Origin of the sequence: Roseovarius sp. MMSF_3298 (assembly GCF_030733705.1) — a bacterium.
GTDB lineage: Bacteria > Pseudomonadota > Alphaproteobacteria > Rhodobacterales > Rhodobacteraceae > Roseovarius > Roseovarius confluentis.
The window spans coordinates 1-26,993 of the sequence record NZ_JASHIN010000019.1; the positions used below are offsets into that span (position 1 = coordinate 1).

At 63.4% G+C, this 26,993-nt stretch carries 29 protein-coding genes and 1 tRNA gene; 17 read left to right on the forward strand and 13 right to left on the reverse strand.

Annotation, left to right across the window (positions count from 1 at the left end):
• The first annotated feature begins 98 nt into the window (after positions 1 to 98).
• The 4 genes from aroA to RBB18_RS15985 all read left to right on the forward strand — a co-directional run bounded on the left by aroA (position 99) and on the right by RBB18_RS15985 (position 4,492).
• On the forward strand, positions 99 to 1,445 hold the full coding sequence (aroA, locus tag RBB18_RS15970) for a 3-phosphoshikimate 1-carboxyvinyltransferase (protein WP_306111371.1): 1,347 nt from the start codon (positions 99 to 101) through the stop codon (positions 1,443 to 1,445).
• Between the two features lie 163 nt (positions 1,446 to 1,608).
• Positions 1,609 to 3,651: an ASKHA domain-containing protein gene (locus RBB18_RS15975; RefSeq protein WP_306111370.1), complete on the forward strand. Its 2,043-nt coding sequence runs from the start codon at positions 1,609 to 1,611 to the stop codon at positions 3,649 to 3,651.
• Between the two features lie 82 nt (positions 3,652 to 3,733).
• Complete coding sequence (locus RBB18_RS15980) at positions 3,734 to 4,354, forward strand: hypothetical protein (protein ID WP_306111369.1); 621 nt, start codon at positions 3,734 to 3,736, stop codon at positions 4,352 to 4,354.
• A gap of 64 nt (positions 4,355 to 4,418) precedes the next feature.
• A tRNA-Gly gene (locus RBB18_RS15985) sits at positions 4,419 to 4,492 on the forward strand.
• A 41-nt stretch (positions 4,493 to 4,533) separates the two neighbouring features.
• On the opposite strand, the gene RBB18_RS15990 is transcribed toward RBB18_RS15985, so the two are convergent.
• Positions 4,534 to 4,773 (reverse strand): hypothetical protein, encoded by a 240-nt coding sequence (locus tag RBB18_RS15990; protein WP_274593027.1) that lies wholly within the window; start codon positions 4,771 to 4,773, stop codon positions 4,534 to 4,536.
• Positions 4,774 to 4,955: 182 nt separating this feature from the next.
• On the opposite strand from RBB18_RS15990, the gene cmk reads away from it, so the two are divergent.
• The 9 genes from cmk (at position 4,956) to trpB (ending at position 11,913) form a co-directional block, all read left to right on the forward strand.
• Positions 4,956 to 5,570, forward strand: a complete 615-nt coding sequence (gene cmk / locus RBB18_RS15995) for a (d)CMP kinase (protein ID WP_103763454.1) — start codon at positions 4,956 to 4,958, stop codon at positions 5,568 to 5,570.
• Complete coding sequence (locus RBB18_RS16000; protein WP_306111368.1) at positions 5,567 to 5,899, forward strand: hypothetical protein; 333 nt, start codon at positions 5,567 to 5,569, stop codon at positions 5,897 to 5,899. Before cmk ends, RBB18_RS16000 begins: the two co-directional genes overlap by 4 nt.
• A 200-nt stretch (positions 5,900 to 6,099) precedes the next feature.
• Positions 6,100 to 7,785: a 30S ribosomal protein S1 gene (gene rpsA, locus RBB18_RS16005; RefSeq protein ID WP_103763455.1), complete on the forward strand. Its 1,686-nt coding sequence runs from the start codon at positions 6,100 to 6,102 to the stop codon at positions 7,783 to 7,785.
• Between the two features lie 382 nt (positions 7,786 to 8,167).
• Positions 8,168 to 8,452: an integration host factor subunit beta gene (gene ihfB / locus RBB18_RS16010; protein ID WP_057792171.1), complete on the forward strand. Its 285-nt coding sequence runs from the start codon at positions 8,168 to 8,170 to the stop codon at positions 8,450 to 8,452.
• Positions 8,452 to 8,802 carry a lipopolysaccharide assembly protein LapA domain-containing protein gene (locus RBB18_RS16015; RefSeq protein WP_103763331.1) on the forward strand — a complete coding sequence of 117 codons (351 nt, stop codon included), beginning with the start codon at positions 8,452 to 8,454 and terminating at the stop codon, positions 8,800 to 8,802. The genes ihfB and RBB18_RS16015 overlap by 1 nt, the downstream gene beginning before the upstream one ends.
• An 11-nt stretch (positions 8,803 to 8,813) precedes the next feature.
• Positions 8,814 to 9,458 (forward strand): phosphoribosylanthranilate isomerase, encoded by a 645-nt coding sequence (locus RBB18_RS16020; protein ID WP_306111367.1) that lies wholly within the window; start codon positions 8,814 to 8,816, stop codon positions 9,456 to 9,458.
• Positions 9,455 to 9,904, forward strand: a complete 450-nt coding sequence (locus RBB18_RS16025; RefSeq protein ID WP_306111366.1) for a GNAT family N-acetyltransferase — start codon at positions 9,455 to 9,457, stop codon at positions 9,902 to 9,904. The genes RBB18_RS16020 and RBB18_RS16025 overlap by 4 nt, the downstream gene beginning before the upstream one ends.
• A gap of 43 nt (positions 9,905 to 9,947) precedes the next feature.
• Positions 9,948 to 10,571 carry a class I SAM-dependent methyltransferase gene (locus RBB18_RS16030; protein ID WP_306111365.1) on the forward strand — a complete coding sequence of 208 codons (624 nt, stop codon included), beginning with the start codon at positions 9,948 to 9,950 and terminating at the stop codon, positions 10,569 to 10,571.
• 112 nt (positions 10,572 to 10,683) lie between these two features.
• On the forward strand, positions 10,684 to 11,913 hold the full coding sequence (gene trpB / locus RBB18_RS16035) for a tryptophan synthase subunit beta (RefSeq protein ID WP_103763456.1): 1,230 nt from the start codon (positions 10,684 to 10,686) through the stop codon (positions 11,911 to 11,913).
• 33 nt (positions 11,914 to 11,946) lie between these two features.
• Here trpB and RBB18_RS16040 read toward each other — a convergent pair whose 3' ends face one another.
• From RBB18_RS16040 to pth, 5 genes are all read right to left on the reverse strand, one after another.
• Entirely contained in the window at positions 11,947 to 12,213 is a 267-nt protein-coding gene (locus RBB18_RS16040) for a hypothetical protein (protein WP_306111364.1), read from the reverse strand.
• Positions 12,214 to 12,462: 249 nt separating this feature from the next.
• Complete coding sequence (locus RBB18_RS16045; RefSeq protein ID WP_306111363.1) at positions 12,463 to 13,257, reverse strand: hypothetical protein; 795 nt, start codon at positions 13,255 to 13,257, stop codon at positions 12,463 to 12,465.
• A gap of 208 nt (positions 13,258 to 13,465) precedes the next feature.
• Positions 13,466 to 13,852, reverse strand: a complete 387-nt coding sequence (locus RBB18_RS16050; RefSeq protein ID WP_103763457.1) for a DUF2237 family protein — start codon at positions 13,850 to 13,852, stop codon at positions 13,466 to 13,468.
• 77 nt (positions 13,853 to 13,929) lie between these two features.
• Complete coding sequence (locus RBB18_RS16055; RefSeq protein ID WP_306111362.1) at positions 13,930 to 15,093, reverse strand: serine hydrolase; 1,164 nt, start codon at positions 15,091 to 15,093, stop codon at positions 13,930 to 13,932.
• Positions 15,094 to 15,157: 64 nt separating this feature from the next.
• Complete coding sequence (gene pth, locus RBB18_RS16060; RefSeq protein ID WP_306111361.1) at positions 15,158 to 15,856, reverse strand: aminoacyl-tRNA hydrolase; 699 nt, start codon at positions 15,854 to 15,856, stop codon at positions 15,158 to 15,160.
• A gap of 86 nt (positions 15,857 to 15,942) precedes the next feature.
• Between pth and RBB18_RS16065 the strand changes: the two genes are divergently transcribed.
• The gene (locus RBB18_RS16065; RefSeq protein ID WP_306111360.1) at positions 15,943 to 16,620 is read left to right on the forward strand and encodes an FkbM family methyltransferase; all 678 of its coding nucleotides are present in this window, start codon (positions 15,943 to 15,945) and stop codon (positions 16,618 to 16,620) included.
• Between the two features lie 55 nt (positions 16,621 to 16,675).
• Here the strand turns inward: RBB18_RS16065 and RBB18_RS16070 are convergent, their stop codons facing one another.
• The 4 genes from RBB18_RS16070 to trpA all read right to left on the reverse strand — a co-directional run bounded on the left by RBB18_RS16070 (position 16,676) and on the right by trpA (position 20,238).
• Positions 16,676 to 17,362: a 50S ribosomal protein L25/general stress protein Ctc gene (locus RBB18_RS16070; protein WP_103763340.1), complete on the reverse strand. Its 687-nt coding sequence runs from the start codon at positions 17,360 to 17,362 to the stop codon at positions 16,676 to 16,678.
• Positions 17,363 to 17,487: 125 nt separating this feature from the next.
• Complete coding sequence (locus RBB18_RS16075; RefSeq protein ID WP_274593018.1) at positions 17,488 to 18,000, reverse strand: DUF421 domain-containing protein; 513 nt, start codon at positions 17,998 to 18,000, stop codon at positions 17,488 to 17,490.
• A gap of 59 nt (positions 18,001 to 18,059) precedes the next feature.
• On the reverse strand, positions 18,060 to 19,223 hold the full coding sequence (locus tag RBB18_RS16080; protein ID WP_103763458.1) for an alpha-hydroxy acid oxidase: 1,164 nt from the start codon (positions 19,221 to 19,223) through the stop codon (positions 18,060 to 18,062).
• A 223-nt stretch (positions 19,224 to 19,446) separates the two neighbouring features.
• A complete protein-coding gene (trpA, locus tag RBB18_RS16085; protein WP_306111359.1) occupies positions 19,447 to 20,238 on the reverse strand; it encodes a tryptophan synthase subunit alpha in 792 nt (263 codons plus the stop codon).
• A 176-nt stretch (positions 20,239 to 20,414) separates the two neighbouring features.
• Between trpA and ychF the strand changes: the two genes are divergently transcribed.
• Positions 20,415 to 21,512 carry a redox-regulated ATPase YchF gene (ychF, locus tag RBB18_RS16090; RefSeq protein WP_103763343.1) on the forward strand — a complete coding sequence of 366 codons (1,098 nt, stop codon included), beginning with the start codon at positions 20,415 to 20,417 and terminating at the stop codon, positions 21,510 to 21,512.
• 344 nt (positions 21,513 to 21,856) lie between these two features.
• Here the strand turns inward: ychF and RBB18_RS16095 are convergent, their stop codons facing one another.
• The 3 genes from RBB18_RS16095 to RBB18_RS16105 are packed head-to-tail and all read right to left on the reverse strand — an operon-like array spanning position 21,857 to position 24,802.
• Positions 21,857 to 23,242, reverse strand: coding sequence for a dihydroorotase family protein (locus RBB18_RS16095; protein WP_306111358.1), 1,386 nt, complete (start codon positions 23,240 to 23,242; stop codon positions 21,857 to 21,859).
• Positions 23,235 to 23,921, reverse strand: coding sequence for an isochorismatase family protein (locus RBB18_RS16100; RefSeq protein WP_274593016.1), 687 nt, complete (start codon positions 23,919 to 23,921; stop codon positions 23,235 to 23,237). Before RBB18_RS16100 ends, RBB18_RS16095 begins: the two co-directional genes overlap by 8 nt.
• Positions 23,918 to 24,802 carry an oxaloacetate decarboxylase gene (locus RBB18_RS16105; RefSeq protein WP_274593015.1) on the reverse strand — a complete coding sequence of 295 codons (885 nt, stop codon included), beginning with the start codon at positions 24,800 to 24,802 and terminating at the stop codon, positions 23,918 to 23,920. Before RBB18_RS16105 ends, RBB18_RS16100 begins: the two co-directional genes overlap by 4 nt.
• A 167-nt stretch (positions 24,803 to 24,969) precedes the next feature.
• On the opposite strand from RBB18_RS16105, the gene RBB18_RS16110 reads away from it, so the two are divergent.
• Both RBB18_RS16110 and RBB18_RS16115 read left to right on the forward strand, forming a co-directional pair.
• A complete protein-coding gene (locus RBB18_RS16110; protein WP_103763347.1) occupies positions 24,970 to 25,644 on the forward strand; it encodes a GntR family transcriptional regulator in 675 nt (224 codons plus the stop codon).
• Between the two features lie 181 nt (positions 25,645 to 25,825).
• Positions 25,826 to 26,992: an ABC transporter substrate-binding protein gene (locus RBB18_RS16115; RefSeq protein ID WP_306111357.1), complete on the forward strand. Its 1,167-nt coding sequence runs from the start codon at positions 25,826 to 25,828 to the stop codon at positions 26,990 to 26,992.
• The last annotated feature ends 1 nt before the right edge of the window (position 26,993 follow it).

Consider the following 26,993-nt stretch of genomic DNA (forward strand, 5'->3'; position numbering starts at 1 on the left):
CCCCCCCCCCCAGATATTCATGGCCAGAGGAAAGGCGTGATGGACGCTGACCGGGGGCTGCGCTATCAGCGGGACAAGTGTTGAAAGAAGGATGTCCGATGTCTGGTCATGGCGCGCCCGTTCCGATGCAATCCAGTCTGTCCTCTGGCTTGAAAGGCGAGGCGCATGTGCCCGGCGACAAGTCGATCTCGCATCGCAGCCTGATCCTTGGGGCGCTCAGCGTGGGCGAGACCGTGGTGACCGGCCTGCTGGAGGGTGAGGACGTGCTGGACACGGCCAAGGCCATGCGGGCGATGGGTGCCGAGGTGGAGCGAGACGCGGACGGCGTCTGGCACGTGCACGGGGTGGGTGTCGGCGGCTTTGCCGAGCCGGGCCACGTGATCGACTGTGGCAATTCGGGGACCGGCGTGCGGCTGATCATGGGGGCGATGGCGACCTCGCCCATCACCGCGACGTTCACCGGGGATGCCAGTCTGAACGGGCGGCCCATGGCACGGGTGACCGACCCGCTGGCGCTGTTCGGTGCGCGCGCCGTCGGGCGCGAGGGTGGGCGTCTGCCGATGACGATTGTGGGCGCGCGGGAGCCGGTGCCGGTGCGCTACGCGGTGCCGGTGCCGTCGGCGCAGGTGAAATCGGCCGTACTGCTGGCGGGGTTGAACGCGCCGGGGCAGACCGTGGTGATCGAGGCGGAGGCGACGCGCGATCATACCGAGCGGATGCTGGCCGGGTTCGGGGCCGAGATCTCGACCGAGGTCACCGAGGAGGGCCGCGTCATCACACTGACCGGGCAGCCCGAGTTGACGCCTCAGACCATTGTCGTGCCGCGCGACCCGTCGAGCGCGGCTTTCCCGGTTTGTGCGGCGTTGATCACCGAAGGGTCGGACGTGCTGGTGCCCAATATCGGGCTGAACCCGACGCGGGCGGGGCTGTTCACCACGCTGCGCGAGATGGGCGCGGACCTGACCTATGAGAATGAGCGCGAGGAAGGCGGCGAGCCGGTGGCGGACCTGCGGGCGCGCTTTTCGCCTGGCATGCAGGGCATCGAGGTGCCGCCCGAGCGCGCGGCGAGCATGATCGACGAATACCCGGTGTTGTCGGTCGTTGCGGCCTGCGCGACGGGGCGGACGGTGATGCGCGGGGTCAAGGAACTGCGCGTCAAGGAAAGCGACCGGATCGACGCGATGGCCGCGGGGCTGCGCGCCTGTGGCGTGACGGTCGAGGAGGGCGAGGACTGGTGGATCGTCGAAGGCATGGGCGCGGGTGGCGTGCCGGGCGGTGCGACCTGTGCCAGCCATCTGGATCACCGGATCGCCATGTCGTTCCTGGTGTTGGGGCTGGCGTCCAAAGCGCCCGTAAGCGTTGATGATGGCGGGCCGATCGCCACGTCCTTTCCGGTATTCGAGACGCTGATGACCGCGCTGGGGGCAAAGATCAGGCGCGTCTGAGCCAGAAGCCGGAGATTATTCGTACGAATAATCTTTGGCGGCGAAAATTCGTATGAATTTTCGGGGTCGCGGGCGTGCCAGATTCTGCCGGTCGCAGGCTTTCGGCGGCGCGGGAAAGCGGTATGGTGCCGCTGGGACGTGCTTTGGCCAAAGGCGATGCAAGATGAACGAGACCGATCCACTGGTGGTATTCACGCCCTCGGGCAAGCGCGGGCGGTTCCCGAAAGGCACGCCGGTGCTGACCGCGGCCCGGCAGTTGGGTGTCGACCTCGACTCGGTCTGTGGCGGGCGGGGGATATGCTCCAAGTGCCAGATCACGCCCGGCTATGGCGAGTTTTCCAAGCACGGCGTGACCGTGCATCAGGGCGCGCTGTCGGAGTGGAACGCGGTCGAGGAGCGCTATGATCAGAAGCGTGGGCTGAAGGCGGGGCGGCGGCTGGGCTGCCAGGCGCAGGTGATGGGCGACATCGTGATCGACGTGCCGCCGGAAAGCCAGGTGCACAAGCAGGTGGTGCGCAAGGCGGCCTCGGCCCGCGTGATCCAGATGGACCCGGCGACTCGGCTGTATTTCGTCGAGGTGGACGAGCCGGACATGCACGAGCCGACGGGCGACCTGGAGCGGCTGGAGCGGGCGCTGCGCGAACAGTGGGAGATCCCCGAGATCACCGCCGACCTGACGCTGCTGTCGAAGTTGCAGCCGGTGCTGCGCAAGGGCAAGTTCCGGGTGACCGTGGCGCTGCACCAGTCGCATCTGGACAGCGTGCCGCGGGTGATCGAGATCTGGCCGGGTCTGCACGAAAGCGGACTCTACGGGCTGGCGATCGACCTTGGATCGACCACGGTGGCGGCGCATCTGACCGATCTGGAAAGCGGCGAGGTGAAGGCCAGTTCCGGCATCATGAACCCGCAGATCCGGTTCGGCGAGGACCTGATGAGCCGGGTGAGCTATGCGATGATGAACCCCGGCGGCGACCAGGAGATGACCCGCGCGGTGCGTGAGGCGATCAACACGCTGGCCGAGGAAATCGCCAAGGAAGCCGAGATCGATCCGAGCCTGATCGTGGAGACGGTGTTTGTCTGCAACCCGGTGATGCATCACCTTCTGCTGGGGATCGACCCGGTGGAGTTGGGGCAGGCGCCGTTTGCGCTGGCCACGTCGGACAGCATGGCGCTGGAGGCACGGGAACTGGAGTTGAGCGCGATCAACACGCGGGCGCGGGTCTACGTACTGCCCTGCATTGCGGGGCACGTGGGCGCGGATTGTGCCGCCGTGGCGCTGAGCGAGGAGCCGGGGAAATCCGAGGATCTGGCGCTGATCGTGGATGTGGGCACCAATGCCGAGATCCTTTTGGGCGACAAGAGCCGGGTTCTGGCCTGTTCCTCGCCCACCGGCCCGGCCTTTGAAGGGGCGCAGATTTCCAGCGGGCAGCGGGCGGCGCCCGGCGCGATCGAGGCAATCCGGATCGACCCGGAGACAAAAGAGCCGCGGTTCCGCGTGATCGGCTCGGAGAAGTGGTCGGACGAAGACGGCTTTGCCGAGGAAGTGGGCGCTGGCGGGATCACCGGCATCTGCGGGTCGGGCATCATCGAGGCGGTGGCCGAGCTGCGCATGGCGGGGCTGATGGATGAAAGCGGGCTGATCGGATCGGCCGAGGCGACCGGAACCGCGCGGATGGTGGCCGAGGGGCGGACGCATTCGTATCTCATCCATGACGCCACGGCCGAGGGTGGCCCGCGCATCACCGTGACGCAGGGTGACATCAGGGCGATCCAGCTGGCCAAGTCGGCGCTCTATGCCGGGGCGCGGTTGCTTATGGACGAGCGTGGCGTGGACAAGGTGGACCGCGTGGTGCTGGCCGGGGCCTTTGGTGCGCATATCAGCGCCAAGCACGCGATGGTGCTGGGGATGATCCCCGATGTGCCGCTGGACAAGGTGACCAGTGCGGGCAACGCGGCAGGCACGGGCGCACGGATCGCGCTGTGCAACGTGGGCGCGCGGCGCGAGATCGAGCGGGTCGTGCGCGAGATCACCAAGGTCGAGACCGCCATCGAACCCAAGTTCCAGGAGCATTTCGTGGCCGCGAACGCCATTCCGCACAAGACCGACCCGTTCCCGGAACTGGCCAAGGTCGCGCCTTTGCCGAACCCGTCGTTCAATACCGGCGGCGGGGAAGAGGGCGGACGGCGCCGGCGGCGGCGCGGCTGAGCCGACGGCAGACAAGGGATTGCGCGGCGGCGGGTGATTGCGCAGAGTAGGGCCATGGCCCCCGCGCGTCCGCTGCGGCGGCGTGTTTCTCATTTTCCTGCCCGACGTGGCGCAACTGATTGATCTGGCCGATATGACACCGAAATCCCTTTTGCTGCCCCTTTTCCTTGCAACCGCAGCGACGGCCCTGCCCGCGATGGCATGCCCGGGCGCCGAGGCGCTAGAAACCGGCGTGGTGTTCGAGACCCGCGACGGGATGACCGAGACGCACCGGCGCTTTGCCCCGGAACAAATCCTGATCCAGACCGAGTTTCCCGACGGCTCGGGGTCGGTCCTGGAGACGCGGCACGGGCTTTACCTGGCCAGTTCGACACCGATCGAGGACGGGGTCGTGAGGGTCGGACAGAAGGATGTCTTCGCCAGTTACGCCGATCTGGAGGAGTGGGACGAACCCCGTCCCGACGCGGAATGGCGCAACGACAGCAGCGGCGGGGGAACAGCGACATCGGGGCCGATGACGACGATCGAGCTGGGAGCTTGCGCCTATCCGGCCTTCGAGATCGACCTGACCTTCAACGACAACCCGACCTATACCGAGCGCTATCATTACCTGCCGGAAATGGGGGTCGGCCTGTTGGTGGCCAGCACGTTGGACGGGGACGTGGAAACCTATACCTATACAGGGGTGCGGGCGGCCGAATGAGGCGGTGCTGCGCCGAATCCGTCTTGACCGGGGACAACCGGCGTCATACCTAGCGGTCGCGCAGGCGGGTATGATGTAATGGTAGCCTGTCAGCTTCCCAAGCTGAACGCGCGGGTTCGATTCCCGCTACCCGCTCCAAGCCTCATCACCACACGATCAGCGAATGACCGGCGCGCGGATTAGCGCGTATGGGCGTCCGGCCGGGCATCACCGGCTTCAGTGGTGGCAGGTTCGTGGTCGATGGTCAGGAACATGCCCGCGGACATCAGGAACCCCGCCAGCAGGACCACCTCGGCGAAGGGCAGGCCGGACAAGAGCCCCTGGCCCCAGGCGCGGCGCACGAACGGGCGCGAGCGTCGCCTCGGTGCGGGAGGTCCAAGCTGGATTGCGGGTGTATCCGTTGATTGATCGTTACTCATGGTTTTGGCAGCATCACTTTTCATAGGCTCGATGTGGGCTTGAAAGACGCCAGGAATAGGGAGGATTTGCCTTTTTCTTGCCGTACTGGGGTGTTTTGACCCATAAAGCCGGGCGGAATACGGAAACAGAGTGTTCGCGGGCGTATCGTGCGCGCGGCGGGCTGAACAAGGCAGGGCAGAAGATGGGTTTCACGGTTGCGATCGACGGGCCGGCGGCGGCGGGCAAGGGCACGGTCGCGCGTGCGGTGGCCAAGCGGTTCGGGTTCGCGCACCTGGACACAGGGCTGCTGTACCGCGCGACGGGACGGCGGACGCTGGACGGGACCGAGCCGGTGGATGCCGCGCGCGCGTTGACGGCCGAGGACCTTGAAGCGGACGACCTGCGCTCTGCCGAGGTGGGACAGGCCGCCAGCCGGGTGGCCGCGGTGCCCGAAGTGCGCGCCGCGCTGGTGGAGTTTCAGCGCGCCTTCGCGGCCCGGGCGGGCGGCGCGGTCTTGGACGGGCGCGATATCGGGACGGTGATCTGCCCCGACGCCAACGTGAAGCTGTTCGTGACGGCAAGCGACGACGTGCGCGCACAACGGCGGCTGGAAGAACTGGTGAGCAAGGGGGCCGAGACGACCTATGACGAGGTTCTGGCTGACCTGCGCCAGCGCGACGAACGCGACTCGGCGCGGGCCACGGCGCCGCTGAAGCCCGCATCTGACGCGATATTGCTGGACACGACGGCATTGTCGATCGAAGGCGCGGTCGAAGCGGCCTGTGCCGAGGTCGCGCGGGTGCGTGCGGTGCTGTGACGGCGACCATCACCTTTCACCGCGGTGGCGGATGGATGGACAGGTTCCGGGCCTACCGGCTGAGCGTGACCGGCGAGGAGGTCGGGCACATCAAGCGCAACAGCCAGTTGAGCGTCGAGGTGGCGGCGACCCAGCATACGCTGAGAGCCACGATTGACTGGTGCGCCAGCAACATCCTTTACGTCGACCTGTCGGCGGGCGGCGAGGTGCATGTGGAGGTGTCGAACCCCAACGGGCCGTTCAAAGGCCAAAGCGTGATGCGCCGGACGCCGGGCGCGTACCTGCAGCTGCGGCTGCTGGAGAAGGCCGAAGGGCACGAAACCCCTTGATTGTCATGGCCGAGCGGGCTATAGCGCCCCTCGTCGACAAGGCGGAACCGCCGCAGAGCATTGAGAGCGAGCAGGGTCGGGAATACCGGCCCTCTTTGTTTTGCGTATATGAGGCGGCCCGTCTGACCAACGAAACCCTGAAGACCGGCGGAGACAACCGCGCGGCCGGACACAACGAAACGTTAGGATTGAAACGCCACATGGCTCAAAACGCATCGATGGAGGAATTCGAGGCCCTCCTTAATGAAAGCCTCGAAATGGACACGCCCCAAGAGGGATCGGTTGTCAAAGGCAAGGTCATCGCGGTTGAAGCGGGACAAGCCATCATCGACGTCGGCTACAAGATGGAAGGCCGCGTCGAACTCAAGGAATTCGCAAATCCCGGTGAAGCGCCCGAAATCGAAGTGGGCGACGAGGTCGAAGTGTTCCTGCGCTCGGCAGAGAACGCCCGTGGCGAAGCCGTCATTTCCCGTGAAATGGCCCGCCGCGAGGAAGCCTGGGACCGCCTGGAAAAAGCATACGCAGACGACGCGCGCGTCGAAGGCGCGATCTTTGGCCGGGTCAAGGGCGGTTTCACCGTCGATCTGGGCGGCGCCGTGGCGTTCCTGCCCGGTTCTCAGGTCGATGTGCGCCCCGTGCGCGATGCCGGCCCGCTGATGGGTCTCAAGCAGCCCTTCCAGATCCTGAAAATGGACCGCCGCCGCGGCAACATCGTTGTGTCGCGCCGTGCCATCCTGGAAGAGAGCCGCGCCGAGCAGCGTGCGGAAGTCATCGGCAACCTGACCGAAGGTCAGGCCGTGGACGGCGTGGTCAAGAACATCACCGAATACGGGGCCTTCGTGGACCTGGGCGGTGTCGACGGCCTGCTGCACGTGACCGACATGGCATGGCGCCGTGTGAACCACCCCTCCGAGATCCTGAACATCGGCGAGACCGTCAAGGTCCAGGTGATCAAGATCAACAAGGAAACCCACCGCATCAGCCTGGGCATGAAACAGCTGCAGGACGATCCGTGGGATCTGGTGGCTGCCAAGTACCCGCTGGAATCGGTGCATACCGGCCGTGTCACGAACATCACCGACTACGGTGCGTTTGTTGAGCTGGAACCCGGTGTCGAGGGCCTGGTGCACGTCTCGGAAATGTCCTGGACCAAGAAGAACGTGCATCCCGGCAAGATCGTGTCCACCTCCCAGGAGGTCGAGGTCATGGTGCTGGAGATCGACCAGGCCAAGCGCCGCGTGTCGCTGGGCCTCAAGCAGACCATGCGCAACCCGTGGGAAGTGTTCGCGGAAACCCATCCCGAGGGCACCGAGGTCGAGGGCGAGGTCAAGAACATCACCGAGTTCGGCCTGTTCATCGGCCTGGAAGGCGACATCGACGGCATGGTCCACCTCAGCGACCTCAGCTGGGACGAACGCGGCGAAGACGCGATCCAGAGCTACAAGAAGGGCGACGTCGTGCAGGCGGTCGTTTCCGAAGTGGACGTGGAGAAAGAGCGTATCTCGCTGTCGATCAAGAACCTGGGCGGCGACAAGTTCGCCGAGGCCGTGGGCGGCGTGAAGCGCGGCTCGATCATCACCGTCGAGGTCACCTCGATCGAGGATGGCGGCATCGAGGTGGAATACGAAGGCATGAAATCCTTCATCCGCCGCTCCGACCTGTCGCGTGACCGTTCCGAACAGCGCCCCGAGCGTTTCTCGGTCGGTGACAAGGTCGACGTGCGCGTGACCAACGTCGACAGCAAGACCCGCCGTCTGGGCCTGTCGATCAAGGCACGCGAGATCGCCGAAGAGAAAGAAGCCGTGCAACAGTATGGCAGCTCGGATTCGGGCGCCTCGCTGGGCGACATCCTTGGCGCCGCGCTGAAAGGCGACGACGACAAGTAAGCCGGCTACGGTTTGGAAATTGGAAGGGCCCCGCAAATGCGCGGGGCCTTTTTTCGTCTTGTTCCGGTCTGCCGGCGGGTCCTTGATCCGAGGCGGTTTTCGCGCACCGCGCACCGTATTCGAGCCGATTGCACGCCCGAGCGACAGGAGGCCTCCGGGTGCGCCCGAATCATGGCCATATGCGCCGGACCCTGCCGACAGGGGGGGCACGATGCCGGTCTTTCGGGTAGGCAAAGAACTGCACGCGGCAGCGTCGCGCGCTTTTTCCCGGCGAATTTCCGAGTTTATCCGGTAGGTTGCAGTTCCTAATTGCGCTTTTTCTATCTATAGTCGTTAAAGTCGATACGCTGCGCGAACCAAGAACAACGCCCGGGGGGAACCGATGATAAGGTCGGAATTAATCCAGAAGATCGCCGACGAGAATCCACATTTGTATCAGCGTGACGTCGAGCGCATCGTGAACACGATTTTCAATGAAATCACCAATGCCATGGCCGAAGGCAACCGTGTCGAACTGCGCGGCTTCGGTGCGTTCTCGGTCAAGAAGCGCGATGCCCGGACCGGGCGCAACCCGCGCACCGGCGAGTCGGTGCAGGTCGAGGAAAAACATGTGCCGTTCTTCAAGGCCGGCAAGCTGTTGCGTGAACGGCTGAACGGGAAATCCTGATGCGTTATATCCGTTACCTTTCGATCGCCATCTTCGGACTGGCGCTTATCCTGATCGCGCTGGCCAACCGGCAGTTTGTCGAGGTGCAGATCCTGCCCGAGGAACTGGGCGGCATGGCGGCGCTGAACCCGTCCTACGAGCTTCCGCTGTTCATCGTGATGTTCGGCGGCATTCTTGCGGGTCTGGTAATCGGGTTCATCTGGGAATGGATCCGCGAGGCCAAGGAGCGCGCGGCAGCCGCGCGGCAGGCGCGGGAGATGGCGCGTCTGCGGGCCGAGGTGCGGCGGCTGAAAGGCGAGAAGCACAAGGACCAGGACGAGGTGCTTGCGCTTCTGGACGAGGCCAGCTAACCCGCTGCGTCATGGCGCAGGACATTCGGATCAAGATGTGCGGGCTGACCCGGCCCGAGGATATCCCTGCCGCGGTGGCGGCGGGGGCAGCCTATGTAGGGTTCGTGTTTTTCCCGAAATCGCCGCGATACGTGACGCCCCAGCTCGTGCGCGAGATGGCGCTGGCGGTGCCGCCCGGCGTGGCCAAGGTGGCGCTGGTGGTGGATGCGGACGACACGTTGCTGGACGAGCTGACGGACGTCGTACCGCTGGACATGTTGCAATTGCATGGGCAGGAGAGCCCCGAACGCGTGGCCGAGATCAAGGCCCGCTATGGCCTGCCGGTGATGAAAGCCGTGGGCGTGCGCGAGGCGGGGGATCTGGAGGCGATCGACCGGTACGCGGCGGTGGCGGACCAGATCCTGCTGGATGCCAAGCCGCCGAAGGACGCCACCCGCCCGGGCGGCAATGCCGAGAGCTTTGACTGGAGCCTGATCGCGGGGCGGGAGTGGTCCGTGCCGTGGATGCTGGCCGGGGGGCTGACCGTGGACAACGTGGCCGAGGCGATTCGGGTGACGGGGGCGCGGCAGCTTGATCTTTCGTCGGCGCTGGAAAGCGCGCCGGGGGTCAAGGACCACGGCAAGATGCGCGCCTTCGCCGACGCGGCGCGGGCATGATCCGGTTCCGTGAGGCGGGACAGGCGGATGTCGCTGCCGTGGTGGCGCTTTTGACCGATGACATGCTGGGGCAGGGGCGCGAGGGTGCCGAGCCCGCGCTTTACGAGGCCGCCTTTGCGCGGATGCGAAACGAGGGCAACAACCATCTGATCGTGGGCGAGGACGAAGCGGGCCGGATCGTCGCCACCTACCAGATCACCTTTATCAGCGGGCTGTCGCTGCGCGCCGCGCGGCGGGCGCAGGTGGAAAGCGTGCGCGTGGCGGGCTATAAGCGTGGGCAGGGCGTGGGTGAGGCGATGTTCGAGGACGTCAAGGCGCGGGCGAGGGCCGCGGGGTGCACGTTGGTGCAGCTGACGATGAACGCCACCCGGAACGATGCCAACCGATTTTACGAGCGCATTGGCTTCGTGGCGTCGCATACCGGGTTCAAGCTGACACTGGATTGACGCTTCGGTTCGCTTTGCCCAAGTTGAAGCAAAGGAGAGACGCATGGACAAGCAGGATCTGGACGATGTTTACGGAGCCAAGACGCCCGAGGAATCGCGGGCGATTTATGACAATTGGTCGACCGGCTATGATGCCGATTGCCTGAGCCAGGGCTTCCGCCTGCCCGGGTTGGGCGCGGCGCTGTTGGGCCGGTATCTGGGCGAGACGGACGCGCCGGTGCTGGACGCGTGTTGTGGCACCGGGCTGGTGGGCGAGACGCTGCGGCTGATGGAATATGGCCGGGTCGTCGGCTGCGACCTGTCTCCGGATATGCTGAAGTTTGCCGACAGGACCGGGGCCTACGAGCAACTGGAGGTGGCCGATACCGGCGTCGGGTTGCCCTTTGACGATGATGCCTTTGCAGGGTTCGTCTGCGTTGGGGCGTTCGGGCCGGGCCATGCGCCGCCGGTGACGCTGGAACATCTGGCTCGGGTGACGCGGCCCGGGGGCATTGGCGTGTTCAACCTGCTGGATGCGACGTACGAGGAGCAGGGCTTTCCGCCGGTTCTGGACAAGCTTGCGGCCTCGGGCGCGTGGGAGGTGATTTACACCACGCCGTCGTTCCGGCCCTTCCTGCTGGCCGAGCCGGAATTGCTGAGCACTGGTTATGTCGTTCGGATGAGGTGAGCGCCCGAGAATATTCGTACGAATATTCTCGGGGCCGCGTGTCGCACAGGAATGCGCTGGAAAACGGTGGGCCCGTGCCATATTGAGGCGCAAGCAAACAGGGATGATGACCATGAACGATCTCTTCAACTCCTTCATGACCGGCCCGGACGAGAAGGGCCGTTTCGGAGATTTCGGCGGGCGCTTCGTGTCCGAGACGCTGATGCCGCTGATCCTGGAACTGGAAGAGCAGTACGAGAACGCCAAGACCGACCAGAGCTTCTGGGACGAGATGGATTTCCTGTGGAAGCATTACGTCGGCCGGCCGAGCCCGATGTACCATGCCGAAGGTCTGACCGAGCGGCTGGGCGGCGCAAAGATCTACATGAAGCGCGACGAGTTGAACCACACCGGCGCACACAAGATCAACAACGTGCTGGGGCAGATCCTGCTGGCGCGGCGCATGGGCAAGACCCGGATCATCGCAGAGACGGGCGCGGGCCAGCATGGGGTCGCCACCGCCACGGTCTGTGCCAAGTTCGGGCTGAAATGCGTTGTCTACATGGGCGCGCATGACGTGGAACGCCAGCGACCCAACGTGTTCCGCATGAAGCTGCTTGGTGCAGAGGTGATCCCGGTGACCAGCGGTCGCGGCACGCTGAAGGACGCGATGAACGACGCGCTGCGCGACTGGGTGACCAACGTGCGCGACACGTTCTATTGCATCGGCACGGTGGCGGGGCCGCATCCCTATCCGGCGATGGTGCGCGACTTCCAGTCGATCATCGGCAAGGAAGCCAAGGAACAATTGCAGGAGGCCGAGGGCCGTCTGCCCGACACGATCATCGCGGCCATCGGCGGCGGGTCGAACGCGATGGGGCTGTTTTACCCGTTCCTTGACGACAAAGAGGTCAACATCATCGGCGTCGAGGCCGGCGGCAAGGGCGTGAACGAGAAGATGGAACACTGCGCGTCACTGACCGGCGGGCGTCCCGGGGTGCTGCATGGCAACCGGACCTACCTGCTGCAGGACGATGACGGGCAGATCCTGGAGGGATACTCGATTTCGGCGGGCCTCGATTACCCGGGGATCGGGCCAGAGCATTCGTGGCTGCACGAGATCGGGCGCGCAAAATACGTGTCGATCACCGACAAGGAAGCGCTGGAGGCGTTCAAGCTGTGCTGCGAGGCCGAAGGGATCATCCCGGCGCTGGAGCCGTGCCACGCGCTGGCCCACGTGATGAAGATCGCGCCTGACCTGCCGAAGGATCACATCCTGTGCATGAACATGTGCGGACGGGGCGACAAGGACATCTTTACCGTCGCGCGGCACCTGGGCTTCGAGATGGGTGAAGGCGACTAGGGCGCCACACCCCCGGGCAAGGCGTGAGGACGGTCAGTCGTCGTCTTTTTCATCCTCGGTTTCCTGGTCTTTGTCGTCCGAGCTGTCTTCATCGTTGCCGCGATCGCCGTCTGCGGCTTCGTCGCCGTCTGGATCGGCCTCGCCGTCTTCGCGAATCGAGTCGTCGAAAAGAAAACCAGCTGCGTTGAGTTCCAGCTGTTCCGGCGTGGTCCCGGAGTTGGAGTCAGCGACAGTGTCGTCGGCCATGGCCGCACTGGAAAGCAGGATAGCGGTAGCGGAGAAAGCAATAATGCGTCGCATGCGGGATTCCTTCGCTTACTGGTACTAACGCGCCGACTGGCGCAGTACATGCGGTAGAGGTAGCGCCGTGAGGATGCAGAGCAAGTCAGCACCAACGGGGCACGCGATTCTGGCGATAGGTTGCCATGGGCGAAACCACATCACACAGGTCCTCTCGACGACGCTTGGCGCCGCGAGATAGAAAACGCGCCGAACGGTGAGGTCCGGCGCGCCGTTCCATCGTCATTCGGATCGCAGATCTTCGTCAGCCTAAACGAGCGAGTAGTAGTAGATCACGACCGGAACGGTGGTTTCGTCGCTGGCGTTTTGCGTTTCACTCGCGCTGGTGTTACTGCTGTCCGAGGCATCGGCGCTGTCGCCGCTGTCCATGTTTTTGCTTTCGGACGTGCCTGCGGTCATGTCGAGCGCCTTGGTCCCGGCACCGCGGTATTCCTGTGGCGACAGCGAGTCGGAGCCGTCGGCATCCATCGCGTCAAAGCGCTTTTGCAGGGCCTTCTCGCTCCAGTCCTTGTCGATTTCGCCTTCATATTCAGCCTGCGTGATGATGCCGTCGCCGTCGCTGTCATACATCTTGAAGCGGTCGACGGCGGTTTTTGCGAATTCCTCGGCATTGTCGGTGTCGGTGGACACGGCCGATTTCATGTCGCTGTCATCGGTGCGCCAAGCCTTGTTGGTCAGGTCCTGGTATTCCTCGACGCTGAGTTCGGTCTTGTCGCCGGCGTCGAGATCAGCCCAGTCGGGTTTGTCGTTGCCCGCCTGCGTCATGGCTTCGCGGTTGTTCTGCTCGGCCTTGCCGATGCAGTTGACCATTTCCTCGCGGTCGACCGACCCATCCTTGTTGAGATCGAGCGCAGCGAATTCGGCGTCGCGCGCGTCCTTGATTTCCTGTTCGCTCATGAAGCCGTCCTTGTTCTGGTCGGCCGGCATGAAGGCGGTTTCGCAGAAGGCGGACATGTCGGTCTCGCCGTCGCTCTGTTGCGCCAGCGCGGGGGCGGCTGTGGCCAGCGCGGCGGAAGTCAGGATCGTTGTTGTCAGGGTTTTCATCGTCATGTCTCCTTTCGTTTTTTCAAACGGTCGGGAGGACGGGTGTGGCGTCACTCCTCCGGTATTGACGTCCCGGAGAAAGAACGTGTCGTTGCGATGCGAGTTCCTGAATTTCTGCCGAATGCCGTGCAGGCTTTCGCAGCATTCGATCACCGTGTGGATCGCAGGCGGACACCTGAAAGCGCATCTGAAGTGGCGCGAGAGGGCCTTACGAAGTCTCGCCGGAGGCGTGCTGTTTCAGCACGTCGATGGGCACGATGTCGAGCGCGCGGGCGTGGGTCGCCTCGAGCCGCACCTTGGGCGCGCAGCCTTCGTCATGGGCTTGCAGGAAGCGGCCGGCGCAGAGGCACCAGTGGTCGCCGGGCTTGAGACCGTCAAAGCCGAATTCGGGGCGCGGCGTGGAGAGATCGTTGCCGACGTATTTCGAATAGGCGAGGAACTCGGCGGTCATCAGGGCGCAGACCGTGTGGCTGCCCTGATCTTCGGAACATGTGTTGCAATGCCCGTCGCGGAAAAAGCCGGTCATCGGCGCGGTGGAGCAGCTTTCGAGCTTGCCGCCCAGCACGTTGACGGAGGTGTCCATTTCGATTGCCATGCGATGCTCCCTGATCCGGTTGGCCACATCCTGCACGCCCGGCGGAAGCGGGGCAAGGGAGGCGGTGTGTCGCGGCGTCAGAGCGCGCCCGCGATGCGGCGGAACATGTCGATGTTGGCATCGTTCACGCCCGGCTCGCGAAAGGCGCGGTCGGCGGCGGTTGTGACGATGACCACGTCGCGCGCCTGGTCGATATAGATATACTGCCCGTAGATGCCGCGCGCCATGAACTGGCCCGGCTCCGAGCCCTCGGGGATCCACCATTGGTAGCCGTAGCCGATTTGTCCCGGCTCGGTCGGGGCGCTTGGTTCCGTGGACGCGGCGATCCAGTCGGCGGGCACCACCTGCTGGCCGCCCAACTGTCCGTTCTGTTCGATCATCAGGCCGAAGCGGGCATAGTCGCGCGTGGTCAGGTTGATGCCGCCGAGCACGAAGGCGACGCCTTTGCCGTCGGTGATATAGTAGGGCGCGGATTCGAGCCCGAGCGGCGCGATGATCTTTTCCGACAGAAGCGAGGGGATGTCGCGGCCCGTGGCGCCGCGGATGATCATGCCAAGGACATGCGTGTCGATGGAGACGTATTGCCAGCGCTGCCCCGGGGGCGTGTCGCGGGCCTCCAGCCCGGCGGCGAAACCGTCCATCGTGCCGCCCAGAGCAAGCACGCGGCCCATGCGGTTTATGTCGGAATCGTAATCAAGGTAATCCTCGTCGAAGCGCACGCCGCTGGTCATTTGCAGGACATTGCGGATCGTGGCCCCGTCATAGGCGCTGTCTTTCAGCGCGGGCGCGTATTGCGTGACCGGGTCCTCGAGGGAGGCGATCTGGCCCTCGTCCACCACGACGCCCATCAGCGCGGACAGGAAGGACTTGGCCACTGACCAGCTTATGCGGCGATCATCCGGTGCGGTGCCGAGGTGATAGCTTTCGTGGACGACTTCGCCCTGGTGCAGGACCAGCAGCGAGGTGACGGCGCGATCTTCGATCCAATCCTGTGTGCCTTGGGTCAGGGTGATGGGATTCCCCGGGGGCAAGGGCATGACGGGCGCGTCGCCGCGCGGCACGGGCGTGTGCAGGAAGGCGCTGTCCATGTTCGAGAAGTTCTGGACGATATGCTCGGACTCGAAAAGCGTGTTGACCGCCATGAGCCGCGCGATTTCCTCGCGTTTCCAAAGGCCGATACCGATGGCGACGATCGCCAGAACGCCGATTATCCGGAGCGTCCATTTCAGGATGCCGCGCATGTTAAAATCCTCCCTTTGGCGCAGGAAAGCACCCGGTGCGCCGGGCGGCAAGAAGAACGCGGCGTTACCGGAACTTGTCCATCAGCTTTTGCAGCGGGCTGCGGTCTTCGGTGTCGGAGGGATCGGGGGGCGCGTCCGGCTTTGCAGCCGGCTTCGCGTCGGCTTGGGGTTTCGGCGTGGATTTCGAGGAGCGGGCGGGCGCGGTGCGCAGGGAAACGGCGTTGAGAAACTTGTCGTTATGGCCTGCGGCCAGTTCGGGTGCGCCGTCGGAGAGGCCGCGCAGAAGGTCGTCGAGCCAGTCGGCATCGGCCTTGGCGAAATCCTGAAGCACGTAATGCGACACCAGATCCTTGCGGCCCGGGTGGCCGATACCGAGGCGGACGCGGCCGTAATCCTCGCCGATATGGGCGTGGATCGAGCGCAGGCCGTTGTGGCCCGCGTGGCCGCCGCCCTGTTTGACGCGGCATTTGCCGGGGGCAAGGTCCAACTCGTCGTGGAAGACAATGACGTCCGAAGGCTCCAGCTTGTAAAAACGCATGGCCTCGCCGACCGACTGGCCGGACTTGTTCATGAAGGTTTCGGGCTTTAGCAACAGGACTTTTTCAGAGCCGAGCTTGCCTTCGGTCAGCTGGCCCTGAAATTTCGACCGCCATGGCGCGAAGCCGTGATCGGAGGCGATGCGCTCGAGCGCCATGAAGCCGATATTGTGGCGGTTCTTCTCATATTTGCCGCCCGGATTTCCCAGGCCCACGAAAAGCAGCATTGCCGATCACCCGTTCTTTGGTGAGGATGGTCTACGCGGCGGGGCGCGTTGAATCAACACGAGAGCGGCAAGGACGGGCAGGGGACATGGGCGAATACGCGGTGAACGGTGTCACGCTGGTGGTGCCCGACGAGATGCTGAACGAGCGGGTCGCGGGCAAGCTGGCAAGCGGCACCTACGAGGCGCACGAGGCCCATGCGGCGCAGATGCGCCTGCGCGAGGGGATGCGCGTGCTGGAGCTGGGCGCGGGTGTGGGGTACATCGCCTCGATCTGTGCGGGCGTGGCCGGCGCTGCGAACGTGGTCACGGTTGAGGCCAACCCGGCAATGCTGCCGGTGATCCGCGACAACCTTGATCGGAACGGGCATCAGGCGACGCGACTTGTCCACGGGGCGGTGACCGGGGATGGCGATGCGGACGAGATCGCGTTCGATCCCAAGAAAGTGTTCTGGGCGGGGCGGATCGCCGACGAGGAGACCGACCCCGACAAGCTGATGTCGGTGCCGATGCTGCCGGTGGCGGGGCTGCTGAAGGAGTATCGCCCGCATCTGGTGATCATGGACGTGGAAGGCGCCGAGCGGCATCTGTTCGGTGCGCCCTGGCCCGCGCATGTGCGGGCGGTGATGATGGAGTTGCACCCCAACCAGTATCCTGACGCGGTGATCAAGCAGATCGTGGATTGCATGTCGGATTCGAACCTGACCTACGATCCGGGGCCGTCGCGGGGACGGATCCTGTGCTTCCGACGCTTGCGGCACGCATAAAAAAACGCGAGGGCCGGAGCCCTCGCGCTGGTTTTTTCGTAAGTGGGGGAAGAGCTTAGTCTTCGCCGCCTTCCGCCTCTTCGACGCTGTCCGGGCCGGCCTCTTGCTCGGTTGCCGGGACCTCATCGGCTGCGACGTCTTCGTCTTCCTCTTCATCGCTGTCGGATTTCAGCGCCGACGGAGCCGCGATGTTGCAGATCACGAAGTCACGGTCGATGGTGGGTTTCGCGCCTTCGGGCAGTTCGACCTGGCTGATAGTGATCGTGTCGCCGATGTTTTCCATCAGGCTGAGGTCGACAGTGATGCTTTCGGGGATGTCGCCGGCGGTGACGACAAGCTCGATCTCGTTGCGGATCACGGTCAGAACACCGGTTTTCAGTGCCTCGCACTCTTCCTCGTTGATGAACTCGACGGGGATGAAGAGGTTGATCTTGGTGGTGCGGCGCAGGCGCATCAGGTCGAAGTGGGTCGGAAGATCCTTGACCACGTCGCGCTGAACGTCGCGGCAGATCACGCGGACGTCGTCGTGCCCGTCAACCTTGAGGTTGAAGAGGGTGGACTTGAACCGGCCCTGTTTCAGCCGTTTCAACAGGACGTTGAACGGAATGTTGACGGGCAGCGGATCGACGTCGCCCCCGAATACGATCCCCGGAACCATGCCGTCGCGGCGTGCAGCACGAGCGGCGCCCTTGCCCGTCCCCGTGCGTTCCTGGGCGTGAAGATCAGGAATTTCTCCAGCCATGTGTGTTCTCCATATGCAAAGGCGGGGCTCCTCCAAGGCTGTAGCCCCGCGTGAAGCCGTCGCTTTAGAGGAATAAGGGCGGCTTGAAAAGCCCAAATATGCAAGGTTTTGCGGGATTCAGCGGGTCAGGTGCGCACGGTCTGGGCGGGCGGCGTCACACGGCCCCAGGAAACGCCTTCGAGCAGGGACGGGTCGAGCCGGTCGCCGTGCAGGACGCTGACGTCGCCGGTGGCTTCCATCACAACGGCGCGAACCTGATCGGGCTCAAGCGCGTTGGCCTCGCGCAGCTTGGCGCGGATGTCGGCACGGGTGACGCGGGCAAGGCTGAGGTTCTCGTCGAGTATGCGGCCCTCGTGCATCAGGATGATGGGCCGGGTGTCCACAAGATGTTCAACCGCGCGGAACCGCACGCGCAGGGCCGAGATGGCGAAGCGCAGGGCAAAGAGCGCGGCGAGCGCGAGGATGCCCGGCAGGAATCGGTTGGATGTGGTCATCAGCGTGGCGACGACCGAGCCGCTGGCGAGCGTCAGGGCGAAGTCGAAGCTGGACATCTTGGAGAAGGAGCGCAGACCATTGACCCGTGCCAGCAGGATGATGACGGCGACCGCCACGACGGTCTGAAGGACGGTATCGGGCATGTCCGGACTCCTACGTTTGCATGACAGGCGAACGCAGGGGATGGGACGATGTTCCGGGGTTACTGCCAGTCGCCCGAGAAGTTCCGGGGCACCATCAGGATATCACGGTCGACCTGGTTGATGTCGGTGTGCCCACAAAAGGCCATCGAGACATCCAGTTCCTTGTGGATGCACTGGAGCGCCTTGGTGACGCCTTCCTGCCCCATGGCGCCAAGGCCGTAGACATAGGCGCGGCCGATATAGGTGCCTTTCGCCCCGAGGGCGAGCGCCTTGAGCACGTCCTGCCCCGAGCGGATGCCGCTGTCGAGGTGGACTTCGATCTTGTCGCCCACGGCGTCCATGATCTGGGGCAGGGCGCGGATGGCGGAAAGCGCACCGTCAAGTTGCCGTCCGCCGTGATTGGACACGACGATGGCATCGGCGCCGACATTCAGCGCCTCCTTGGCATCACGCGGGTCGATGATGCCCTTGATGATCAGCGGGCCGTCCCACATCTTGCGGAACTCGCGGATGCGGTCCCAGTTGAGTGCCTCGTCGAACGCCTCGGCCGTCCAGGAACTGAGCGAGGACGGATCGGTCACGCCCTTGGCGTGCCCGACGATATTGCCGAAGAACCGTCGCTTGGTGCCGAGCATACCGAGGCCCCATTGCACCTTGGTCATCATGTCGGCAATGGACTTAACAGTTAGTTTAGGCGGCGCGCTGAGGCCGTTCTTGAGGTCCTTGTGGCGCTGGCCCAGCACTTGCAGATCGACGGTGATGACCGCCGCCGAGCAGTTGGCGGCCTTGGCGCGGTCGAAAAGCCGCTGCATGAAATCATGGTCTTTCAGGGTGTAAACCTGCATCCAGAAAGGCTTTTCCGTGTGGGCCGCCACGTCCTCGATCGAGCAGATCGACATGGTGGACAGCGTGTAGGGCACGCCGAATTTCTCGGCGGCGCGGGCGGCTTTTATCTCGCCATCGGCGTGCTGCATGCCCGTCAGGCCCACGGGAGCGAGGGCCACGGGCATCGAGACGTCCTGGCCGATCATCTGGGTCGCCGTCGAGCGGTTGGACATGTCCACGGCGATGCGCTGGCGCAGGTAGATGTCACTGAAATCGCTGGTGTTCTCGCGGAAGGTCTGTTCCGTCCAACTGCCCGATTCCGCGTAGTCGTAGAACATCTTGGGCACGCGGCGGCGGTAGATCTTTTTCAGGTCGTCGATATTGGTGATGACGGGCATGGCGGACGTCTCGGACATTGGTCAGGTCTGCTGACCACTAGCCCGGATCGGGTGTGCTTGTCCATGCGGCGGACAGTCCTGCGGGGGAGGGGTTAATGCCGCAAGGGAGGGTGGCAGACGGGGGGTGACATGCGTGCACCCCGCATGCACCGGGCGTGCACCGCCGCGGCGCGGCAATCGTGTTGCGCGAAAGGCTTAACGCGCCGCGCGGGCGGCGTGGATCTCAGGCGGAATGCGCGCCGTCGGCGAGGCCCTTGACGAAGTCGAGCACCTGCGCCGGGCTTTCGCCGTCGGCCAGCTTGCCCACGATGGCCGAGCCCACGACGCAGCCATCGGCGACCGAGGCGATCTCGCGGCTGCTTTCCGGCGTGCGGATGCCGAAGCCGACCACGATGGGCAGGTCGGTCTGCGACTTGATGCGTTTCACCTCGGGGCCGACATCGGCGGCCTCGGCCGCCGCCGCCCCGGTGATGCCGGTGATCGAGACATAGTAGACGAAGCCCGAGGTGTTGGTCAGCACCTTGGGCAGGCGCTTGTCATCGGTGGTGGGGGTGGCGAGACGGATGAAGTTCAGCCCGGCCTTCTGCGCGGGGACGCAAAGCTCGTCATCTTCCTCGGGCGGCAGGTCGACCACGATGAGACCGTCGATGCCGGCCTCTTTGGCGTCCTTCAGAAACGTCTCGACCCCGCGATTGTAGATCGGGTTGTAGTAGCCCATCAGCACAATGGGCGTGGTGTCGTCGCCTTTGCGAAATTCGGCGGCCATGTCGAGCGTGCGCTGCAGGGTCATCCCGCCTTCGAGCGCGCGCTGGCCCGCAAGCTGGATCGTCGGGCCATCGGCCATGGGATCGGTGAACGGCAGGCCCAGTTCGATGATGTCGACACCGGCGCCGGGCAAGCCCTTGACCATCTCGAGCGAGGTGTCGAAATCGGGGTCGCCGGCCATGACGTAGGCCACGAAAGCCTTCTTTCCTGCCTTGCGAAGCTCTTCGAATTTGGCGTCGATGCGTGTCATGTCGCGTTCCCGTCGTGATGTTCCGGCATGGTTTGGCGAATGCGGCGCGGAAATGCAATGGCATGTGCATACGGCAGACGCCGGAAATGAGTATTTGAAGCAAGAAAAAGCAGGGGCGTTGCGCTGGGCGCGGCTTGGGCATAGAAGGCGCCGGAACGAGAGCAAAGAGGTGCATCATGGGCTTCAAGATGGGAATCGTGGGGCTGCCCAACGTGGGCAAGTCGACGCTGTTCAACGCGCTGACCCGGACGGCGGCGGCGCAGGCGGCGAATTTTCCGTTCTGCACGATCGAACCCAATGTGGGCGAGGTGGCGGTGCCCGATGCGCGGCTGGACAAGCTGGCGGCGATCGCGCAGTCGAAATCCATCATCCCGACGCGCATGACCTTTGTCGATATCGCGGGCCTCGTGAAAGGCGCCAGCAAGGGCGAGGGGCTGGGCAACCAGTTCCTGGCCAATATCCGCGAGGTCGATGCGATCGCCCATGTGCTGCGCTGTTTCGAGGATGGAGACGTGACCCACGTCGAGGGCCGCGTGAACCCGGTGGAAGATGCCGAGGTGATCGAGACCGAGCTGATGCTGGCCGACCTGGAAAGCATCGAGAAGCGCCGCGCGGGGCTGGTGCGCAAGCTTAAGGGCAATGACAAGGAGGCGGTGCAGGCCGACCGTCTTCTGGCCGCGGCGCAGGCGATGCTGGACGAGGGCAAGCCCGCGCGGCTGGTCGAGGTGGATGCCGAGGACGCCAAGGCCTGGAAGAACCTGCAGCTGCTGACCTCGAAGCCGATCCTGTATGTCTGCAACGTCGACGAGGCCAACGCGGCGGATGGCAACGATCATTCGGCGGCGGTGGCGCAGATGGCCGAGGCGCAGGGGGCGGCGCACGTGATCATCTCGGCCCAGATCGAGGAGGAGATCAGCCAGCTGGATGCCGAGGAAGCCGAGATGTTCCTCGAGGAGATGGGGCTGGAGGAGGCCGGGTTGGACCGGCTGATCCGGGCAGGCTATGACCTTCTGCACCTCGAGACCTATTTCACCGTGGGCCCCAAGGAAGCGCGCGCCTGGACGATCCGCACCGGCACGGCGGCACCGCAGGCCGCGGGCGTCATCCACGGGGATTTCGAGAAGGGTTTCATCCGGGCCGAGACGATTGCCTACGATGATTTCGTCGGGCTGGGCGGCGAGCAGGCGGCGAAGGAAGCGGGCAAGATGCGGGCCGAGGGCAAGAGCTATGTCGTCAAGGACGGCGACGTGCTGCACTTTCTGTTCAACACCTGAGGCGCCGAACGCGGCGGGGCGCTGTCGGCCGTTTGCGATTTCGATTTTCCGCTTAAGGGCGGTCATGCTACCGTCGGCTTGACCGCTTTGGCTGCAGGTTTCCGGCCGAGAATGCCGGGTGGTTGGTTTCAGCCCTCAGGCCTGGCTTTCGATCCGTTGGTTTTTGTGCCCTGTGGAAAATGATCAGGTCAAAGGCAGCATGGCCGATCGCAAAATGGGATTCTTGGTAGCGCACTTGATCCAAGGACCGGCAAACCACTGAATTGCAATATGCTTAGGCCCGGTCCCTGGCCACGGGTGCCCGCGAATGGCCGAAGAACCGGACCTGTCTTGCCTGGGTGTGGTCAGTGCGGAAGGCGCTTGAGGAATTGGCCTTGACCCTCGGTGTTCGCGACGAGTTCGCTATCGCGGACGATCGCGTTTCCGCGCAGGAAGGTGTCGTTCACAGCGCCTTTCAGGGTCCAACCGTCATAGATCGTGTAACCCGCCGAAGAGGCTGTCGTTGCGTTGGACGGACTCCATTCCCTGTCGAGGTCTATCAAGGCAATATCCGCATCAAGCCCGATCGAGATCGCGCCCTTTCGGTGCGCAAGGCCCATCGCCCTGGCGGAGTTGGCAGAAGTAAGCTCGGCAATCCGTTCCAGACCGAGGCCGCGTTTGTGGTGGCCCTCGCTCAGTAGAATTGGCAGCATCGTTTCCATACCGGGGCAACCCGGTGATGCCTTCCAGATGCCGCCATCCTTGGACGAGAGCGGGCGGTGGACATGGTCAGTGCCGATCGTGTCGATCTCGCCTCGCGCGAGGGCTTGCCACAGCCGTTCCCGATCGGCGGCCTTGCGGACCGGCGGGTTGATTTTTGCAATCTCACCGCCCTCCCATTCGACGTCGTGAGTCAAGTAATGCGGACAGGTTTCCATCGTCAGTGCCGCACCGGCCCCGCGTTGCAGGAGACCGGCCTCAAGTGCCTTTGCCGAAGAGATATGGACAGCATAGACACGCGAACCTGTCTGTTGGCCAAGATATGCGACACGGCTCACCGCTTCGGCCTCGATGAAGTCGGGACGGCTGTCGTCCCAACTGGCCAGTCCACCAGTGCCCTCGGGGTCAGCCTTCATCGCACGGTCCCTGAGGACCCAGGCAATTTCGATATTCTCGGGATGCGGGTTCACGACCGCCCCCTTGCTCGCCGCAAGTTCACACAGTCGGAACAGGTAGCCATCGTCAATGTCCGGGAGACCCAGTCGGGATCCTTCGCCACCTCGGTTGTTGAGAAAAATCTTGAAACTGGAAACACCGAAATCGGTCACATACGAAGGGACCTCGGTCAATTGATCCTCAGTCGAAATGATGAAATGATACCCGAAATCGATACGTGCGCCTTTTTGCGTGACGTCGATGATGTCCTGCGCGACCCCGCTGTATGGCTTGGTCGACAGCAGGTATGGAATAAATGTCGTGATGCCGCCAAGAGCGGCGGCGGCGGTTTCGGCCGCCGCGTCCGCAGGTTCTTCGGGAGCGGCGATGCTATTGCCGTGGCCGAGGTGCAGATGCGGGTCAATGGCCCCGGGAAAGGCGTGGAGCCCCTTGCCTTCGATCGTTTCAGCCGCCGCGTCCGTGGCGTCGGGCGCCAGTAAGGCGGAAATTTTCCCGCCGCTGGCCGCGATGGAGCATTGCGTGGGCCCTCGTCCCGGCAAAATTGCGGTCACGTTGCGAATCAGCAGATCATACATTTTCGATATCCTTCAGAGTTCCCAGCACCTCGTCAGTGGTGCCGACGTTGGCGTATTTCTCGGACATATCGAACAGGTTGACGGCGTGAGAGACCTGCGAGCGGTCGTAAACAGCGTCATGAGGCACCAGTACGGAGAAGTTGTTGGCAAAGGCATCGACAACGGAGCCTCGGACACACCCCGAAGTGGTGCAGCCCGTGACGACCAAAGTGTCGATGCCGCGCTCGATCAGGTAGCTGGTCAGCGGTGTTCCGAAAAAGGCGGAAGGGTGCTTCTTGGGAAGCAAGACGTCGTTTGGCTGCGGAGCAATCTCTTCCGGGAAATCATAACCTTTGGCCGCGACCTTCATCAGGGCGGGATTCTTTTCGGCCAAGCGTCCCTGGTCGAACTTTTCCTTGGGTGCGACATGCGGATACAGCACAGGCCATTCATTGTCGCGGAAGACTTTCAGAAGCCGCTGGATGTTTGCCATCGCGTCCCAGCCGACCTGTCCGCACGACGTCGCGAATTCCTCGACCGCTTCCCAAAAGGGTTTCGGCTCCGTGCCGATGGTTCGGTACTGAACGTCGATGATGAGCAGGCCTGGCCGTTTTCCCGGGCGCGCCTTGCGTCCGAAGCCCGCGGCCTCATAGCGGCGGATTTCCTCTTCTGGAATAAGTCCTTCCCATGGCACACTCATTTTTGAGCCCCTTCCGATTTAGTTGCATAGAGCGCTTCACGCGCGTCCCATTCCGGCTTTTTCACCGCATCCTGCCGCTGCTTGAAGCCTGCGAGAAGCTTTGAGACTTCTTGGAGTGATCCGTGATCCTTTAGCGAGCCGAGGACTGTCTGCGTCGCCAAGAGTGACGCCTGCAGCGCGGCATTGGCGTAGAGCGTGAAGGCGAACCCCATTTCCGCCAGAGCGGCCTGTCCCGGATCGGGTGTATGACCGCCGAATACGATATTTGCCACCTGAGGCGCTTTGAGCTCGCGTGCAATGCGGCCGAGTTCATCCACATTGCGTGGTGCTTCGACGAACGTCATGTCGGCACCCGCCTCCTGGTACATCTGTGCCCGTTCGATGGCTGCGTCGAGTCCCTCGACGGCGCGGGCATCCGTACGCGCGATGATTTGGAGGTTCTCGTCCTGCCGCGCGTCGAGCGCGGCCTTGATCTTCTCGATCATCTCGGCGGCGGGAATGGTGGCCTTACCTTCGAAATGGCCGCATTTCTTGGGAAAGACCTGATCCTCGATCTGCAGCGCCGAGGCTCCGGCACGTTCCAGTTGGCGTACCGTGCGGTACATGTTCATGGCATTGCCGAACCCAGTGTCGGCATCCACGATCAGCGGCCGGTCCACGGTATCGGCGATGGCGGAAACGGTCTGCACCAGTTCGGTCACTGTTCCGAGGCCGATGTCGGGTAGACCGAGTTGCATATTGGCGACACCGGCGCCGCTTACGTAGATGACCGGGAACCCGGCGTCCTCGATTGCGCGGGCGAACAGCGCGTTGGGTGCCCCGGGTACAACAATGGCGCGCCGTTCCGAGGCGAGCTGTTTGAGGGCCTTGCGTGTAGTCATTGAATTGTCCCTTGCTGTCGGGCACAGAACGACTGGCCCGCAAAATTTTCCCAAACTGTCTACAGAATTGCATTACTGTCAACAGTTTTGACAAAATTCTATGGAATGCCGCGTCGTCGTCGCTTAATGTGAGGGCTGTTGGAGCAGGAAAGTCAGGGAGTTGATTTATGTCGGAAGGTAAGCGGGACACAGATAGCGCGACGGGGCAGTCACCGGATGGATTGCTGCCGCGCCTGCTCGAGACGATTTCGTCAGGGCATTTCGCGCCCGGCCAGAGGATTAGCGAGTCGGAGCTCGCGCGTCAGCTCGGTGTCAGCCGCGGACCGATTCGCGAGGCGCTTGGGAGGCTGGAGGGCCGCGTGGTCGAGCGTCGTCCAAACCTCGGCGTGAGGCTGATCGAGATGGATCGCGAGAAGCTGGAAGAGTTGTTCCGCGTGCGCGAGGCCTTGGAGGGTATGGCGGCAAGGCTGGCTGCAGAAAACTCCACAAACACAGATCTTCAGCGACTTACGGGGTTGCTCGAGCAGCATGAGCGGGTGATCCAGGGGGATGCGCAGGGAGGCTATCTTCAGGGAATTGGGGATGAAGATTTTCACGTATCCATCGTGAGTGCGTCGGGCTGCGGAACGCTCAAGCGTATCCTCATGGACGAGGTCTATTTTCAGCTTCGCCTTCATCGCAGGCGATCAGGCACCCAACCGGGGCGTGCGCGCGCAGCCTTGAGTGAGCACCGCGCTATCGTGGATGCCTTGTATGCACGCAACCCGGAGCGCGCCGAGATCGCCATGCGGGAGCACTTGCGCAGCGCCCGATTCAGTGCGCTCGGGGCGCTGGAAGAGTGACGACAGTTCTAAAATTTAAGCAAGTGCTCCGGTGATTTTGGATAGATTAGAGTGCAAAGATTAATTTTTTGGACCTTTAAGGGAGAAGATTTAGCAAAAGTGTTGACAGTTTGTGATTTGCATGTGTGTTTTGTGCACATGTCAGCGCATGGCGCGACCAAGAAACCAGGAGAGGTTAATCATGAATAAGAAATTCGCATTTTTAGCGGGGCTCTTTCTGTCTACACTAATGCCCACGGTAGGATCCGCTCAGGCCCCCGGTGTGACCGAAGACACGATCAAGATCGGGACCTACGGCCCGATTACGGGCCCCTATTTCGCCTTCGGCCGCCTTACGATGAACGGCATGGAGGCCCTGTTTGCTGACGTGAATGAAGCTGGCGGCATCAACGGCCGTCAAATCGAACTGGTGCGCGTCGATGACCAGTGCGACCCGGCTGGGGCCATTTCCGCCGTGCGGCGGTTGATCTTCAACGAAGAAGTCTTCGCCATTGTCGGCGGATCGTGCTCCAACGGCGTGCTTGCAGCGAAAGAGGACATTGTCGAGTCTGGGATTCCCTACATCAACTTCGCGGCCGCTTCGAACAAGATTTCGGCGCCGAAAGAAGACAACATCTTCACGTCGATGCTGACCTCGAATCTCGAAAGCGCGCTGCAGGCCCAATACCTGGCTGATGTCGGCGCGACGTCTGTCGCGGTCGTCGCCCAGCATGATGCATGGGGTCGTGACCGTCATGAGACGCTGATCTCTGCTCTTGAGGAGAAGGGTATCGAGGTCGTCGCTGACGAGGAATTGTCGATGGAAAGCAACGACGCAACCGCTCAGGTCCTGCGCATTCAGAGTGCCCAGCCCGATGCGGTCGTGCTCCTCAGCTATCCCAAACCGGCATCGATCTTCCTTCGGGATTCGGCGCGCCTTGGGTTCAGTAGCACATTCATTGGAACCTCGGTGATTCCCGACCCGGTCGCCTTCTACGAGCAAGTTGCAGTGCCTGGCGCCACGGACAACTTCGTAACCATCTCCCCGAGCCGCCATCCGGTAGACAGCGAGGAGGCCGCAGAGTGGCGTGAAAAGCTCGTTTCGGCTTTCCCGGACGACACTCCGCATTCCTATAACCTTTACGGAATTACCGCCGGTGAACTGACCGTGGCCGCGCTGGAGGCCGCCGGCGAAGACCTGACCCGCGAAAGCTTTATCGCGGCGCTCGACCAAGTGAACGCGCTTGAAACAACATTTGGGCCGGGGGCGCTTGACTGCTCCACGCACCAGTGCCTGCAATCAGCAGCCTGGATCAAGCGCAACAGTGATGGCGTCGCTGAGGTCGTAGGTACGTCCGAACTGGACTGAC

Coding starts and splice junctions, on each gene's coding strand:
- RBB18_RS16115 (WP_306111357.1), top strand. CDS start 25,826: ATGAATAAGAAATTCGCATTTTTAGCGGGGCTCTTTCTGTCTACACTA.
- RBB18_RS16050 (WP_103763457.1), bottom strand. CDS start 13,852: ATGGCAATCGAAATGGACACCTCCGTCAACGTGCTGGGCGGCAAGCTC.
- RBB18_RS16070 (WP_103763340.1), bottom strand. CDS start 17,362: ATGGCTGGAGAAATTCCTGATCTTCACGCCCAGGAACGCACGGGGACG.
- RBB18_RS16030 (WP_306111365.1), top strand. CDS start 9,948: ATGGACAAGCAGGATCTGGACGATGTTTACGGAGCCAAGACGCCCGAG.
- RBB18_RS15975 (WP_306111370.1), top strand. CDS start 1,609: ATGAACGAGACCGATCCACTGGTGGTATTCACGCCCTCGGGCAAGCGC.
- RBB18_RS16065 (WP_306111360.1), top strand. CDS start 15,943: ATGGGCGAATACGCGGTGAACGGTGTCACGCTGGTGGTGCCCGACGAG.
- RBB18_RS16100 (WP_274593016.1), bottom strand. CDS start 23,921: ATGAGTGTGCCATGGGAAGGACTTATTCCAGAAGAGGAAATCCGCCGC.
- ychF (WP_103763343.1), top strand. CDS start 20,415: ATGGGCTTCAAGATGGGAATCGTGGGGCTGCCCAACGTGGGCAAGTCG.
- RBB18_RS16040 (WP_306111364.1), bottom strand. CDS start 12,213: ATGCGACGCATTATTGCTTTCTCCGCTACCGCTATCCTGCTTTCCAGT.
- cmk (WP_103763454.1), top strand. CDS start 4,956: ATGGGTTTCACGGTTGCGATCGACGGGCCGGCGGCGGCGGGCAAGGGC.
- RBB18_RS16055 (WP_306111362.1), bottom strand. CDS start 15,093: ATGCGCGGCATCCTGAAATGGACGCTCCGGATAATCGGCGTTCTGGCG.
- RBB18_RS15990 (WP_274593027.1), bottom strand. CDS start 4,773: ATGAGTAACGATCAATCAACGGATACACCCGCAATCCAGCTTGGACCT.
- ihfB (WP_057792171.1), top strand. CDS start 8,168: ATGATAAGGTCGGAATTAATCCAGAAGATCGCCGACGAGAATCCACAT.
- pth (WP_306111361.1), bottom strand. CDS start 15,856: ATGCTGCTTTTCGTGGGCCTGGGAAATCCGGGCGGCAAATATGAGAAG.
- rpsA (WP_103763455.1), top strand. CDS start 6,100: ATGGCTCAAAACGCATCGATGGAGGAATTCGAGGCCCTCCTTAATGAA.
- RBB18_RS16075 (WP_274593018.1), bottom strand. CDS start 18,000: ATGCCCGATACCGTCCTTCAGACCGTCGTGGCGGTCGCCGTCATCATC.
- RBB18_RS16025 (WP_306111366.1), top strand. CDS start 9,455: ATGATCCGGTTCCGTGAGGCGGGACAGGCGGATGTCGCTGCCGTGGTG.
- RBB18_RS16095 (WP_306111358.1), bottom strand. CDS start 23,242: ATGTATGATCTGCTGATTCGCAACGTGACCGCAATTTTGCCGGGACGA.
- aroA (WP_306111371.1), top strand. CDS start 99: ATGTCTGGTCATGGCGCGCCCGTTCCGATGCAATCCAGTCTGTCCTCT.
- RBB18_RS16015 (WP_103763331.1), top strand. CDS start 8,452: ATGCGTTATATCCGTTACCTTTCGATCGCCATCTTCGGACTGGCGCTT.
- RBB18_RS16105 (WP_274593015.1), bottom strand. CDS start 24,802: ATGACTACACGCAAGGCCCTCAAACAGCTCGCCTCGGAACGGCGCGCC.
- RBB18_RS16110 (WP_103763347.1), top strand. CDS start 24,970: ATGTCGGAAGGTAAGCGGGACACAGATAGCGCGACGGGGCAGTCACCG.
- trpA (WP_306111359.1), bottom strand. CDS start 20,238: ATGACACGCATCGACGCCAAATTCGAAGAGCTTCGCAAGGCAGGAAAG.
- RBB18_RS16045 (WP_306111363.1), bottom strand. CDS start 13,257: ATGAAAACCCTGACAACAACGATCCTGACTTCCGCCGCGCTGGCCACA.
- RBB18_RS16080 (WP_103763458.1), bottom strand. CDS start 19,223: ATGCCCGTCATCACCAATATCGACGACCTGAAAAAGATCTACCGCCGC.
- trpB (WP_103763456.1), top strand. CDS start 10,684: ATGAACGATCTCTTCAACTCCTTCATGACCGGCCCGGACGAGAAGGGC.
- RBB18_RS16020 (WP_306111367.1), top strand. CDS start 8,814: ATGGCGCAGGACATTCGGATCAAGATGTGCGGGCTGACCCGGCCCGAG.